Origin of the sequence: Microcoleus sp. B5-D4 (assembly GCF_036705145.1) — a bacterium.
Taxonomy (GTDB): domain Bacteria; phylum Cyanobacteriota; class Cyanobacteriia; order Cyanobacteriales; family Microcoleaceae; genus Microcoleus.
The window spans coordinates 1-13956 of the sequence record NZ_JAUBTV010000002.1 but is presented as its reverse complement, the minus strand read 5'-3'; the positions used below and the strand labels follow the sequence as shown (position 1 = coordinate 13956).

Sequence of the window (13956 nt, the reverse complement as noted above, 5' to 3'; positions counted from 1 at the left end):
GACACGGCGAAAGCCTTTGTCCCTACGGGGAGGGCTTGGAATCTGCTGTATAATATCAATTAGCCCGTCAATTTTCACCAACTTTGAAATAGGATCATTCGCCCATGCAACTCGAAGACTATTTTGACTTTCAGCGGCCAGATGATATTCGGGTCAAAGGGACGCGAATCGGCATTGAAACTGTTCTATATGATTTCATTCATCGCGCGCGCACTCCTGAACAAATTGCTCAAACTTATCCATCTCTTAACTTGGAACAAGTTTATGCTACTATCCTTTACTATCTGCACAATAAAGAAGCCGTTAGTAACTACATTGCTGATTGGTTGGAGTGGAGCCATCAGCAACTGAAAGCACAAGAACTTAACCCTCCACTTGGTATTGTTAGACTGCAAAAACTGAGCTCGGAAAAAAAAATCCCAACAAATCATCAATGAGTCTCAATTATCTGTTGGATGAAAATGTAGATCCTACCTATAAAGCTGAAATCCTTACAGGCAATCCAAATTTGATAATTTGGTGTGTAGGCGAACCAGAAGCTCCGAGTCGGGGAACTTTAGATCCAGAAATTATTAAATGGTGTGAGGAATATAACTTTATATTGGTGACGAATAATCGTAAATCCATGCCCGTGCATTTGACAGACCATTTGGCTGAAGGTCATCATATTCCGGGCATTTTTATCCTCAATTCCAAGTTGAGTATTGGACAAAATATTCGGCAATTAATTTTTATTGCTGAGGCATCTTTTAATGATGAATATCAAGATCCAATAGTTCATCTGCGAGAGATTGTTTGAATAATTTTGTCTCATTGATAAGTAGAAGGAATAAGGAAGTTCGGCAACGGATTTTGTAACGGATGTAACGGATGTAACGGATTGACCGCAGAAGGTAGAAGGTAGAAGCTAGAAGAGAAATAAAGGGGGTATGTTACCAGGATTTGGTATAAACCCTATGATTTTCCCGATCGGCAAAATGAACGATTTGGCGAGGCTACAGTCAACGCCCTATCGAGATTTCACCTCAGTTTGACAATCATAGGGATAACAACTAAGCTGTTACGCATTTAAACCATTCACTATCCAGGTAAGATGCGTCAGGCGCGAACACTTACGCCGACTTGGGACACACTTCTGTACTGACGCACCCTACTATCTTCTTTTAAATGCCGAACAGCTTAACAACTGTCAACTACCAACTACCAACTGCTTTCCTGACTAACGTACCTGCATATAAACAGCATCCGAAAGCGGAGGAATCTCTGCATAGCGTCCCAAAAGCGACTGCACGACTGCATAGACAAATGCAGCAAAAGCGCCCAAAAACACCATGTTATACAGAGTTTCCGCAATAAATGCGACTTGTAAGCCGTTAGAAAAAATCGGCAAAACCAGACCGCAGAGCATCAAAACAATGTCTAAAAGAATCGCCTGCATCGCATTAAAACGAATGAAGTGACTGATGTTTTCGTTTCTAACTACTCCTAAATACAGGGCAAAGAAAATAATCAAGCTAGCGAAGGGCAAACTATAAATCTGTAGCAAAGGAGCGAGCGGGACAAAAAACAGTTGCAAGACAGGAAACTGTGCAAACAGATACCTGCCAAAGGCAAGCCCGTCAACCAACGGGAGCAAATAAGGCAAAGAAGCAAAAATCCGGTCTGGAACAGTTGTAGACCCGCGCCAAGTCATAATGAACTCTCCTGAGTCGATCGGTGAACTATTAATTCCTATTAAAATCAGCATAACGCAGCAGGCTCAGTTCCGACTCGCCCGGAATTTGCTCATTTGTGGGCCGATAGCAGCCTCAAGTACCAGATGCAGGGGAACTTAGATCGAATCGGGTTAATAGTCACCATGCCCCATGCCCCATGCCCTATTTGCCCCATGCCCCATGCCCCATGCCCTATTTGGCCGATGATTATTTAATATTGGCAATGACGAAGCCCATTTGACACTCGTACCGATCGGGCAAATTTTCCGTAGGTTTAGCAACTGGATGTCCACAGCGAAGCTCTCCACCGCTCCAGCGCGGTTGTCCAGTGCGATCGGCCAGCAAACAACTTTGGCAAACACACTGAGGGGCAAGCATCTGATTTTCCATTAAAATGACTAACATTTGATACCTCCGGCAGGTTTCACACCAGTAATTTCATTGTATGTCAGGAGTTGGGGACAAACCGCTTAACCTGAACACAACGTAATATTTATGTCAATGGTGCGAAATCCGTAGTACGGTATAAGATCCCCAATTCCCAATCCCAAAACTCTCAAGAGGTTGATTATTGTGACGGACTCTAACTTAGAATTCCTTTCCAAAACCGATCCGCTCATTGCCGATTTAATCGGGCAAGAGCTCCAGCGGCAGCGAGACCACCTAGAACTCATCGCCAGCGAAAACTTTACCTCGGCAGCGGTAATGGCAGCTCAAGGCTCAGTGCTGACCAATAAATACGCCGAAGGACTGCCAGCGAAACGCTACTACGGCGGCTGCGAATTTATTGACGGCATCGAGCAAATTGCGATCGATCGTGCCAAACAGCTATTTGGAGCCGCTCACGCCAACGTCCAGCCCCACTCCGGCGCTCAAGCCAACTTTGCAGTATTTTTGAGCTTGCTGGAACCCGGAGACGGAATTATGGGCATGGATTTGTCCCACGGCGGACACTTGACCCACGGTTCGCCGGTCAACGTATCCGGCAAATGGTTCAAAGCTTTTCACTACGGCGTCAGCCAAGAAACAGAACAGCTTGACTATGACGAAATTTTGGCACTCGCCAAAGAAAACCGACCGAAATTGCTAATTTGTGGCTATTCAGCATATTCGCGAATTATCGACTTTGAGAAGTTTAGAGCGATCGCCGACGAAATCGGAGCCTACCTGCTCGCCGACATCGCCCACATCGCCGGGTTAGTCGCCACAGGGCATCACCCCAACCCCCTCCCCCACTGTCACGCAGTCACCACCACCACTCACAAAACCCTGCGGGGCCCCCGTGGCGGCTTGATTATGACTAATGACCCGGAATTAGGTAAAAAATTTGACAAAGCAGTGTTCCCCGGCACCCAAGGTGGGCCCTTAGAACACGTCATTGCGGGCAAAGCAGTAGCTTTCGGCGAAGCATTAAAGCCTGAATTTAAAACTTATTCCGGTCAAGTAATTGAAAATGCGCGCGCTTTAGCTGCACAGTTGCAGCAGCGGGGTTTAAAACTCGTTTCCGGTGGCACGGACAATCACTTAATGCTAGTTGATTTGCGATCGGCAAACATGACAGGCAAGCGAGCCGACCAATTAGTCAGCGGTGTGAATATTACTGCTAATAAAAATACCGTGCCTTTCGATCCGGCATCGCCCTTTGTCACCAGCGGTTTGAGACTCGGTTCGCCGGCGATGACCACCAGGGGAATGGGAACAGCAGAATTTACCGAGATTGGCAATATTATCGCCGATCGCCTGCTAAATCCAGATGATGAAAGCGTCGCAGCCGACTGCCTGCGTCGAGTAGCAGCACTGTGCGATCGCTTCCCCTTATATCCCCACTTGTACTTGAAAGTGCCGGCATTAGCTTAATTTTCCTGATCGGCAATGGGGAATTGGTAGTTGGAAGTGTACGGGTAAAAGGGTATAAAGAGCAGGAAAAGATTGAGAGTTGCCGGTAGCGATATTGACAAGCTGTTTTCACCAAAAATATCGATCGCCAATACGGTTTTTAGTAAAGATATTTGTCGGGCGGGGCTGGTTTGACTAACGGTATTTGTCGGTTGCGAAAGATACCGCTAGGGCTGGGCCCGCTCGCCAAATATCGACTTTTTTGCTCGCGAAAAAGTCGATATTTCAAATCGTTAATTCGAGAGTTATGAATGAACAACCTGACAATTCGCCCCAGGGCAACTGCCATTGCGGCAAATCTCCGACTCCCAAACCCCCAGTCACTCTTCAAGATGTTTCCTTGTTATAAGCCATCTGAAATGTAGTAGACTCTGCCTGACAGCCTAATTGCCCCGCACTATTTAAAATTGATTTCAGATGCCGTACCAGTATCTGTACCACATACTCGCTTTCCTGGTTTCTGCGATCGTCGTCCTCTGGAGTACGCCAATAGTCAAAAAAATTGGTCTCAAAAGCGGGCGAGTCGATCGGCCAGGCGAGCGAAAAGTCCACAAGCGCCCGATGGTGCGCTTGGGAGGAGTCTCCATCTTTCTCGGCACTATCACTGCCCTCTTATTTGTCTGGCTCTCAGGAGGCTTCATTGATGCTAACGGACAAGTTCTCAATCCCAAAGACGAATACGAAATTTGGGGAGTCACCCTCGGCGGCATCGGATTCTTCCTCATCGGTTTAGCAGACGACCTATTTTCGCTCTCGGCCTTAAAACGCTTGCTCATGCAAATTGGCGTATCCAGCATCGTTTGGATGGCAGGCGTACAAATTGAGTTTCTCACAGTTCCCTCCTTGGGACTGACTGATATTGGCTGGCTGAGCTTGCCAATTACCGTAATTTGGCTCGTCGGCATGGCCAACGCCATCAACTGGATTGATGGTTTAGACGGTTTAGCGGCCGGAGTTTCAGGGATTGCAGCAGTTGTGATGCTGATTGTCAGTCTGGCGATGCACCAACCGGCGGCGGCCCTGATTGCAGCGGCTTTAGCTGGCGGGGCCTTGGGATTTCTGCGCTACAACTTCAATCCGGCTCAAATCTTTATGGGAGATGGCGGGGCTTATTTTATCGGGTTTACTCTCGCTGGAGTGGGAGTAATTGGGTTAGTTAAAACTACGGCTGTTACTTCTGTGTTGCTGCCATATTTAATTTTAGCTGTACCGATTTTAGATATGTCGGCGGTGATTCTCGATCGACTTCGCAACGGCAAGTCACCGTTTATTGCTGACAAGCGCCATCTCCACCACCGACTTCTAGAAGCCGGACTATCCCATCGATTTGCGGTTTTATTTATTTACTCACTGACACTGTGGGTGGGAAGTTTAGCCCTAGCTTTTTCGCTTCCCAGCGGCGTAATTTACGCTATGGGTGCAACCAGTTTGCTGGGATATGCTAGCTGGAAAGTTTGGAGACACGCTCGATAGTTAGTTGACTGTTGACTGTTGACTGTTGACTGTTGATTGGTGTCATTCCCCAATTAATTCCCCAATCGCAAATCCAAAATCTAAAATCTAAAATTGAATGGTTGCTGAAATTATTTGTGTTGGCACTGAATTGCTGTTAGGCGATATTCTTAATAGCAATGCCCAGTTTTTAGCCAAAGAATTAGCGAGTCTGGGAATCCCTCACTACTATCAAACAGTGGTGGGGGACAATCCAGAACGTATCAAACAAGTGTTAGAAATCGCCGTCAGTCGATCGCAGCTTTTGCTCTTTACCGGAGGCCTGGGCCCCACACCAGACGACCTCACAGTCGAAACAATCGCCGATTTTTTTGGGGTTCCTCTCATCGAAAAGCCGGAAATTATCGCAGATATCGAATACAAATATGCCCAGCGGGGACGCACCATGAGTCCCAGCAATCGCAAACAAGCTTTAATTCCAGAAACTGCGGACATTCTGCCGAACCGCAGCGGTTCTGCACCGGGCATTATTTGGCAGCCGGTTTCTAACGTGACAGTAATGACATTTCCCGGCGTACCGGCGGAAATGCACTTAATGTGGCAAGAAACGGCCGTTCCTTACCTGAAAAATGGTGGCTGGTGCAGCGAAACTATTTACAGCCGCACATTGAAATTTTGGGGCATTGCTGAGTCGGCATTGGCGGAAAAAGTAGATAGTTTTCTGAATTTAACTAATCCTACTGTGGCTCCCTACGCCAATCACGGCGAAGTCAAACTGCGGATTTCGGCCCGCGCGGAGTCCTCCGTGGCGGCGAAAAATTTGATTGAACCGATCGAACAACAGTTGCGGCAAATTGCCGGCTCGGACTGTTACGGTGCTGATAGCGATAGCCTCGCTTCCACTGTCGGCCAATTGTTGCTTGATGCGGGGCAAACTCTTAGCGTGGCTGAATCCTGCACGGGAGGTGGATTGGGGGCGATGCTGACTGGTGTTCCCGGCAGTTCGAGCTACTTTTTAGGCGGGATTATTTCTTACGACAATCGGGTTAAGGAAGGATTATTAGGTGTTAATCCGCAAGATTTAGCCGAGTTTGGGGCAGTCAGCCACCAAGTGGCAAAACAAATGGCTGCGGGAGTTCGCGCCAGCCTCAAGACAAATTGGGGATTGAGCATTACAGGCATTGCCGGGCCCGGAGGCGGCACAGACGCTAAACCTGTCGGACTGGTTTATGTTGGTTTAGCGGGCCCCCACGGATCCGCAGAAAGTTTTGAATACCGTTTTGGCGATGCCAGAGGCCGCGATTGGATTCGGAATCTGAGTAGCTGTACGGCGCTCGATCGCCTCCGGCGTAAATTATTGTTGGCAAAAGCGTAGAAAAAATCCTACGATTGGTCAATTGTCAACAGTAAACCGTAAGCTTAAGTTTTATTTAACACTCTCTACTCCGATATAATTCGGCAATTTTCCTTTTGCCTCTTGATTATCTGTAAAGATTCGTTATGATAATAAGATAGGACTGATTGGCCAATATACTGACTCTCTCCATTGCTCAAAATATCCAGCAAGCGAGAAAGCAAGTTTGACCTTTGGTTTCAAAGTCGTGCTTGCTTATTTTCAGATATTTAGCCGTCGGTTTAGCAATCTAGACTATAAAAAAAGGAGCTATCCGTTCAATGGAAGACATTGAAAAGGTGCTGGAACAAATTAAAGAATGGGTTCGCAAGCTGATAGAAGGACTGCTGAGTCCCGATCCTGAACCGGAACTCGAACCGATTCGTATTCCTGTCAACCAACCCAGGAATCGCAGGTAGTCGGGACTGAATTAGAAGTTTGAGGTTTAAGGTTTGACGTTTGAGGTGGCAGACTGGTTGTAAATCCCATGTCAAAACTCTCATAATTTTAGTTGCGCTGGAAATTTTAAAATTGTTAAATATCCTGGTACTTCACGGCCCTAATCTGAATCTATTGGGTCAGCGAGAACCTGGAGTTTATGGTTCTGCGACTTTAAATGATATCAACAAGTTGCTAGAACGAGAAGCGCAAGCCCTCCAGGTGCAAGTCTCAATTCAGCAGTCGAATCATGAAGGGGTGTTGGTGGATGCAATTCACTCGATGTTAGGGCAGCACCAAGGCTTATTGATTAATGCTGGAGCTTATACTCATACGAGTGTGGCAATTAGAGACGCGATCGCCGCGGTGAATATCCCTGCGGTAGAAGTTCATCTGAGCAATATTTACCGGCGGGAAGCTTTTCGGCATCACTCGTTTATCGCAGCGGTGGCGATCGGGCAAATCAGCGGTTTTGGCTCAGAAAGTTATCGGCTGGGGCTGCAAGCTCTAGTTAGTTACCTGATTAAAAATTAGAAATTTACCGATGGTAGCGATCGGATGAGGGCAGGTTTTAGATGGAAAACCAGCCCTTATATGTTTGGGTTGAATTCAAATTAATCACAAGACTTTGGGGGAGCATCTCACTTATGCAGCCCTCCGCTAGAAATTGGAGCCAGGAGTCAGGAGTCAGGAGGAAAGAAGAAGAAGGAAGAAGAAGGAAGGAGCCATAATAAGTGTTTTTACAAATATGAGATGCTCCCGACTTTGGCAAAAAAGGATACCAGAAAAAATTATAAATTATAAATTACCAATTACTAACAACTAGAGTTAAATTCAAATGCGGCATTCCCTGTTGAGCAAGTTTCAAGGAACCATCCTGGGGGCAGTTTTAGGAGACTCTATAGGCCTGCAATACCAGAGGCAACTCGTGGGTATTTCCCCCCAAACAGAAGACTTGCAGCCGATTTTACAACTGACGAAACACCAACAATTGACCCTAAGAGGGGCAACATTGGCGTTGAATTCTGTCAACAGTAAAATCCCAAGTGGCAAAGACTCATCCGCATCCGGGAGACTTGCGGTAGCGTGTGCTCAAAGTTTAATTCGGTGTAGGGGTTTAGATTTAAAAGATTGGCGCGATACTTGGGAAGCATTTGCCAAGTCGGAAATCTACCATCCCCGCAACAGTGAGTTTCCAACCTTACTTAACCCTGGTGAAGCTGCCCTTGCTGCGCTGCCATCGGCGATGTTTTTTCACGAAAATAAAGCCAAGCTGCGAGAAAAAATCATGCTGGCGATAGAGGTTTGGCACAACGAAAACCAGCCAGAATGGGAAACAGCAATTTTAGCAGTAGCATTTACGATCGCCCGATCTCTCAAAGAAAGACTTGATCCCGCGACAGCGATCGAGCAAACACTTGCCTACCTGAAAACAGATAATGCCTTAACAGAGCTGCTGCTGCAAGTGCAAATACTACTAGAAAAGGGAGCCGATTTAGAAACAGCCGCCACTCATCTGTGCAAAAGCGCCACAGCTTTTCGAGAAAGACAGGGCGAAGGTGAAAAAAAATTACACACCGAGTTAATTGTCAACCCTGGAAATTTCATTCCCATTGCCTTAGCTTTCTACTGCTTTTTGAACACCCCAGAAGACTTGCGCTTGTCAGTGGTGCGTGCTGCCCGCTGTGGTATAGCCGGACAAATAACCTGCGCTTTGACAGGAGCTTTGTCTGGAGCCTATAACGGCGTTGCTGGGATTCCTGTAGAATGGCGACAGGTATCTTCGGCTGAGGTTAATTCGCTGCAGCTAGCTGAGGGCCGAGAACCCTCGCTCTGGGGAACTGGCAGCGATGTAAAAATTGTAGAGTTAGCAAATAACCTGTTTGCTGTTTGGGCAGGAGTTTACAGCCCAGATGCCGGACTGGATTCCGCAGCCCTAGCCCGATCGGTGGCGGCACCTTATGTCATTAGACCTCGTAAAATATAAAGTTTGGAGCTTTTAACAGGGAGGGGAAAGGATAAATTAGCAATGAGAAATTAGCAATTAACAAGTCAAAAACGAAAGCCGAAGGAGAGCGACAATTAAAGATTAAAAAGTAAAAAATTAAATAGGACGGACGTGCTTGCCCCAAAAAAGCAGGTTTTTACGAGAATATGGGGTTAGCCAACGAAGAATCTACCGATAAACCGGGTTTTTAGCCCTCGCGCGCGAGTTCTGTTCAAGATGGACAAGGGAAGGAAATAAGCTTCTTGCGTTGTGGGCCACAGTCAAGAAACCCAACTGCTGGCGATAGTTAGGCAAAGTAGCCTGGGGCGTTGAATATAGAGCCACGCTAGTTCGGATAAACTCAATCAAGATGCACAGTCAGAAATTCTGACAAAGCTGCTGGATAACAGTGATATATCTTCGACACAAATGAATACGCTCTCCTCATTGATGCGGCAGATTGAGCAGCTAGGGGCTGCGCGCTCACTGCGCCAACACATTGCTAAAGTGCAAAATGGCGACAGCAAAGCAGATACCGAGCGCACTAGCGGGCCTCTCCTGAGCCGTTTGTCGCGCCAGAAATGGCTTCTTCCCGAGACTTTTACTACTAAATTTACAAGTAAAACCTCCAAATCAAGCCTCAAAAATCAAGCTCGTTCCCCTATGTTGGCGCTGGTAGCGGTAGTTTCCCTAAGCAGCACTCTGGGCCACCGCTTCTACAACCAGCCGAAACTGGATGTGGGGACGAAAGCTCCTCAGACGATTAAGGCTCCTGCTACTGCTAGCATCCCCGATTACAAAACTACTGAAGAACAGCGGAAAGCAGCGCGGATAGGGGCTGTAGCGATATTAATGCTGGATTCGGCGGTCGATCGACAAATTTATCAAGAATTGCAACAATTTTTGCAGCAGGGAAGCGAGCTACGGGAGGCGGTAGGCCCGTTTCCGTTTGCGAGTCCCTCGGTGATCTCAAATGCCGCTCAGGTTTACTTGCGGGGCTGTCCTGAGTGGGAGTGGCGATCTATTGTGGCGCAAGCAGGTGACAAAAGTGCAACTTCCGAGCGATTGAGTTTGGATTCCCCGGCAATTGCTGCGGCAACAGATAACAAGTCTCAGCAAGATGCTATCGCTCAACTGCAAGCTTACAGCCGATCGATCCGGGCAGCCGACTTTCAAAGCCTGACAGACAGTATTTCCTCTGCTCGCCAGCGGTATCTCAATGCTGTGGAGGCGCTGGAAAAACCGTCGGTTTCCGGGCTCCCCCAGATATACGATACTTCGCTGTTTGATTTGTCGGAGGCAGCTTGGCAGAAAACCCAAACCGGTATGAGTCGGGCGGCAAAAAGGATGGTGGCTCAAGGTATCCCGCAGGGGTTGCCAAAAGAAATTTTGAAAGAAGCCGTGAAGCTGCAAGTGGCAGATGAAGTGCCGTTAGAGTCCCAAGCTTTGGCGGTGGAGGGTTTAACAGCGATTTTGCAGCCAAATCTGGTGAGAGATCGCGAGGAAACCAAACAGCTAGCTGAATTAGCGGCGCAAAAGGTGAAACCGGTGATGATCGCAGTAGATCAGGGCGAGATAATTGTTGCCCAAGGACAAGAGATCTCGCAGCAAGATTTCGTGTTGCTGGACTATTTTGGTTTAAGCCGGCGGGGGGTGAATTGGCTGGGGCTGACGGGTTTTGTTTGTTTAGTGGCGGGGGCAATTGCGATCGTACTGCTGGTGGAAAGGCACTACCGCTTGCGCCGCAGAGATCATTTGCTATTGCTGCTGCTGACTTTGAGCGCGCCGGTGCTGGTGAGTTTGGGGCTGCCTTGGACGAGTTTGCCCGCGATCGGGATTTTAGCGGGCGGCTTCTACGGTTCGGCAGTGGGAGTGACTGTGGTGGGGCTGCTGTCGGCGCTGCTGCCCGTTGGCTTAAATGTGGACTTGATTCATTTGGTGGCTAGCGGGGCGGGGGGATTGTTGGGCGCTTTTATGGCCGGGCGGCTGCGATCGCGCGAGGAATTAGCTCTTTTGGGCGTGGCTGTCGGCTTGGCTCAGGGCACGGTTTATCTGGTGGGGACTTTGATTGCCAGCGCGGCTGCTGGTGCGATTTGGTACGTCGTGCTCGGTACTGTGGGCGCGCAAAGTTTGGCCGGTTTGGCTTGGAGCGTTGTGGCGATCGGCATCAGCCCTTATTTGGAACACGTTTTTGACTTGATTACCCCGATCCGGCTGGCGGAACTTGCCAATCCCAACCGCCCGCTGTTGAAGAAATTGGCTGCCGAGGCTCCGGGGACTTTTCAGCACACGCTGTTTGTGGCGAGTTTGGCGGAGGCTGCGGCCCGGGAACTCGGCTGCAATGTTGAGCTGGTCAGGACTGGCACATTATACCACGATATTGGAAAAATGCACGACCCGCTCGGATTTTGTGAAAATCAAATGGGCGGGGCCAACAAACATGATGAAATTAATGACCCTTGGGCGAGCGCGGAGATTATTAAAAAGCACGTTACCGAGGGTTTGGTAATGGCGCGGAAGCATCGATTGCCGAAAGCAATTCAGGCGTTTATTCCAGAACACCAAGGTACAATGTTAATTGCTTATTTCTACCACCAAGCGCAGCAAATTGCTGCAAAAGAAATAGAAGATTTAAAGATGGTTTTGCCAGATGCGGATAATTCAAAGTTAACAATCGCAAGTCGCCAAGTGAGGGAGGAAGATTTTCGCTATGACGGGCCGATTCCGCAGTCGCGGGAAACCGGGATTTTGATGCTGGCGGATTCTTGCGAGGCTGCTTTGCGATCGCTCAAGGATGCTACTCATGAAGAGGCTTTGAATATGGTTAATAAGATTTTGAGGGCTCGCTGGCAGGATAATCAGTTGATTGATTCGGATTTAACGCGGGAGGATATGTCTCTAATTGCGGAGATTTTTGTGCGGGTTTGGGAACAGTTCAATCACAAGCGGATTGCTTACCCTAGTGCAGTTTTCACTCCCAGGTAGGCGAATTTTTTTAGTTATGAAAAATTAGTTGGCATTTCAGTTGTGAATGAGATTTCATGGCGATTTGTCCCGCAAAGCGCCATGCACTTCAGGGGAGCATCTCAATGAAAGCAGCTAAGCTAGAAATAGGAGTTTTGAGGCAGGAGGCAGGAGGCAGGAGGAAAGAGGAAGAAGGAAGGAGCCAGAAGAAGTGTTTTTACAAATATGAGATGCTCCCCACTTCAGGATTGTCGCTGACAATTACCACAGTTTGTTTGATTCCTCAAAATTCCGAAGAGTCGATATCTCTTTCGCCGGCTAGGTGCGATCGCAATTTTTGCCAGTCTGGGGCATCGATCGCATTTGCAAAAGCGATGATAGTATCTACAACCCCAGCGCGGTCAACAATCCAGCGGATTTCTGGCCGTTCCTACATCACAAATAAATTTTGTGACTTGTGAGTTCAAAAGATTTTAATTTTTCACCGCAGATGAACGCGGATAAACGCAGATTTTTTATATTGATTCTATCCTTTGACTCCCGCAGCAGTTTCTGTTGGCACAATGTATTTTTGCAAGACCAAAAATAGTCCCAAAACTGGAACAATAGAAATAATAGAACCCGCCGCCACCAAACGCCAATCCAAAGAAAATGTCCCGGCTAAATTGGCTACCCCTAAAGGTAAAGTGTAATATTCCGGCCTGTCTAAAACTAGCAGTGGCCACAGAAAGTCGCTCCAAGAACCGATAAATACGAAAATTCCTAAAGTGACTAAAGCTGGCTTAATTGCCGGAATCATGACGTGCCACCAAATGCCTAATTCGCTGCAGCCGTCAATGCGGGCGGCTTCTTCTAGTTCTTTGGGAACTGCTAGGAATGCTTGTCGTAATAAAAATATGCCGAAGGCTGAGGCTAGTCCGGGAAAGATTACGCCTAAATAACTATTTTTTAGTCCGAGTTGTACTGTCAATATGTATAGGGGAATCATGACTATTTGGAAGGGAATCATGATTGTGGAAATGATTGTGATTAAGATGGCTTCGCGGCCGCGAAATTTTAGTCGGGCTAAGGGGTAAGCGGCGAGGGCGCAAAAGAGGACGTTGATGCTAACTGTGAGGCCAGCAATTAGGGTGCTGTTGAACAGGTAGCGGCCGAAGGGGTTGGTTTGCCAAACTTTGATGAAGTTTTCGAGGGTTGGCTGTTGTGGCCACAGTTGCGGGGGAAATTGAAAGATGTTTTCGTTGGGGGATTTGAGGGAGGTACTGAGCAGCCACAGCAAGGGAAACAGCATTAAAAGTGCGATCGCGCTCATGAGGCTGTACGTCCACAGGGTGCTCCACGGCGATGGAGTGTGGTTTGGGGAATTTGATTTTTTAGTTTTGAGATTGTTCATTGTTGGGATATGATGATAAGTCCTTGCTTCGTGAGAAGCCTTGTTGTCCATAAGGGGATTATTGCCATGAAACCGTTTATTTACGAAACTATGTACATTCTGCGCCCTGATTTGGGTGAAGAAATGACAGACCAGGCGATCGCTAAATATCAAACTATTTTGCGCGATCAAGGTGCTGAAAACATCGAAACTCAGCACCGCGGCAAGCGCCGTTTGGCTTACGAAATCGGCAAGCACCGGGACGGAGTATACGTTCAAATGAACTATACAGCTCCGGGCGCTGCAATTTTTACCCTGGAGCGCGCGATGCGTCTGAGCGAAGAAGTGATTCGCTATTTGACTATCAAGCAAGATGTGCCAGATGCACCTGAAGCGGAAGCGGAAGCTGAAGTCGCCGAGTAGCGATCGTGTCAACTTAACGTCTTATGTAGTACCAGTCTACTGTTTGACGATTAGGGCAGCTTACTTCTGGGCCCCGGCACGCCTTTCTTAAGGGCTACGCTGTATACACAACTTGAAAAACTAACGTCAGAGCCTTTCGCTCCCCCTGGCATCCTCCTGAACAAGAGGCTAGGGGGATCTCTGGGATTGTGGGTAAAGCATAGTTTTTTAGGGGCGGGGCTTGATGTTAATTGAAATTATAAGTAGGTAAGCGGGATTAAACCGAGCTATGTAACAATATGTAAACAGGCCTAACTTAGCCACGCTTAGGGTTAAG

General features: G+C 47.7%; 15 protein-coding genes. 11 read left to right on the top strand and 4 right to left on the bottom strand.

What is annotated here, in order from left to right:
• Positions 1-104: 104 nt before the first annotated feature.
• Both QUB10_RS01015 and QUB10_RS01010 read left to right on the top strand, forming a co-directional pair.
• Positions 105-437, top strand: a complete 333-nt coding sequence (locus tag QUB10_RS01015; RefSeq protein WP_333198683.1) for a DUF433 domain-containing protein — start codon at positions 105-107, stop codon at positions 435-437.
• On the top strand, positions 434-799 hold the full coding sequence (locus QUB10_RS01010; protein ID WP_333198682.1) for a hypothetical protein: 366 nt from the start codon (positions 434-436) through the stop codon (positions 797-799). Before QUB10_RS01015 ends, QUB10_RS01010 begins: the two co-directional genes overlap by 4 nt.
• 420 nt (positions 800-1219) lie before the next feature.
• On the opposite strand, the gene QUB10_RS01005 is transcribed toward QUB10_RS01010, so the two are convergent.
• Positions 1220-1693: a Tic20 family protein gene (locus QUB10_RS01005; RefSeq protein WP_333198680.1), complete on the bottom strand. Its 474-nt coding sequence runs from the start codon at positions 1691-1693 to the stop codon at positions 1220-1222.
• 229 nt (positions 1694-1922) lie between these two features.
• Positions 1923-2120 carry a hypothetical protein gene (locus QUB10_RS01000; RefSeq protein WP_006631916.1) on the bottom strand — a complete coding sequence of 66 codons (198 nt, stop codon included), beginning with the start codon at positions 2118-2120 and terminating at the stop codon, positions 1923-1925.
• A 168-nt stretch (positions 2121-2288) separates the two neighbouring features.
• Between QUB10_RS01000 and glyA the strand changes: the two genes are divergently transcribed.
• A complete protein-coding gene (gene glyA / locus QUB10_RS00995; RefSeq protein WP_333198679.1) occupies positions 2289-3572 on the top strand; it encodes a serine hydroxymethyltransferase in 1284 nt (427 codons plus the stop codon).
• A gap of 139 nt (positions 3573-3711) precedes the next feature.
• Here the strand turns inward: glyA and QUB10_RS00990 are convergent, their stop codons facing one another.
• A complete protein-coding gene (locus QUB10_RS00990) occupies positions 3712-3900 on the bottom strand; it encodes a hypothetical protein (RefSeq protein WP_333198677.1) in 189 nt (62 codons plus the stop codon).
• A 128-nt stretch (positions 3901-4028) separates the two neighbouring features.
• Between QUB10_RS00990 and QUB10_RS00985 the strand changes: the two genes are divergently transcribed.
• From QUB10_RS00985 to QUB10_RS00955, 7 genes are all read left to right on the top strand, one after another.
• Positions 4029-5084 carry an MraY family glycosyltransferase gene (locus tag QUB10_RS00985; RefSeq protein WP_333198675.1) on the top strand — a complete coding sequence of 352 codons (1056 nt, stop codon included), beginning with the start codon at positions 4029-4031 and terminating at the stop codon, positions 5082-5084.
• 97 nt (positions 5085-5181) lie between these two features.
• On the top strand, positions 5182-6438 hold the full coding sequence (locus QUB10_RS00980) for a competence/damage-inducible protein A (protein WP_333198673.1): 1257 nt from the start codon (positions 5182-5184) through the stop codon (positions 6436-6438).
• Between the two features lie 299 nt (positions 6439-6737).
• Complete coding sequence (locus QUB10_RS00975; RefSeq protein ID WP_333153076.1) at positions 6738-6875, top strand: hypothetical protein; 138 nt, start codon at positions 6738-6740, stop codon at positions 6873-6875.
• A 112-nt stretch (positions 6876-6987) separates the two neighbouring features.
• Entirely contained in the window at positions 6988-7428 is a 441-nt protein-coding gene (gene aroQ, locus QUB10_RS00970; protein ID WP_138920973.1) for a type II 3-dehydroquinate dehydratase, read from the top strand.
• A 304-nt stretch (positions 7429-7732) separates the two neighbouring features.
• Positions 7733-8881 (top strand): ADP-ribosylglycohydrolase family protein, encoded by a 1149-nt coding sequence (locus QUB10_RS00965; protein ID WP_333198671.1) that lies wholly within the window; start codon positions 7733-7735, stop codon positions 8879-8881.
• Between the two features lie 429 nt (positions 8882-9310).
• Positions 9311-11866, top strand: coding sequence for an HDIG domain-containing metalloprotein (locus QUB10_RS00960; protein WP_333198669.1), 2556 nt, complete (start codon positions 9311-9313; stop codon positions 11864-11866).
• A gap of 104 nt (positions 11867-11970) precedes the next feature.
• A complete protein-coding gene (locus QUB10_RS00955) occupies positions 11971-12306 on the top strand; it encodes a hypothetical protein (RefSeq protein ID WP_333198667.1) in 336 nt (111 codons plus the stop codon).
• Positions 12307-12371: 65 nt separating this feature from the next.
• Here the strand turns inward: QUB10_RS00955 and QUB10_RS00950 are convergent, their stop codons facing one another.
• Positions 12372-13238, bottom strand: a complete 867-nt coding sequence (locus QUB10_RS00950) for a carbohydrate ABC transporter permease (protein ID WP_333153068.1) — start codon at positions 13236-13238, stop codon at positions 12372-12374.
• A gap of 66 nt (positions 13239-13304) precedes the next feature.
• Between QUB10_RS00950 and rpsF the strand changes: the two genes are divergently transcribed.
• Positions 13305-13640, top strand: coding sequence for a 30S ribosomal protein S6 (gene rpsF, locus QUB10_RS00945; protein WP_015176119.1), 336 nt, complete (start codon positions 13305-13307; stop codon positions 13638-13640).
• Positions 13641-13956: the final 316 nt, after the last annotated feature.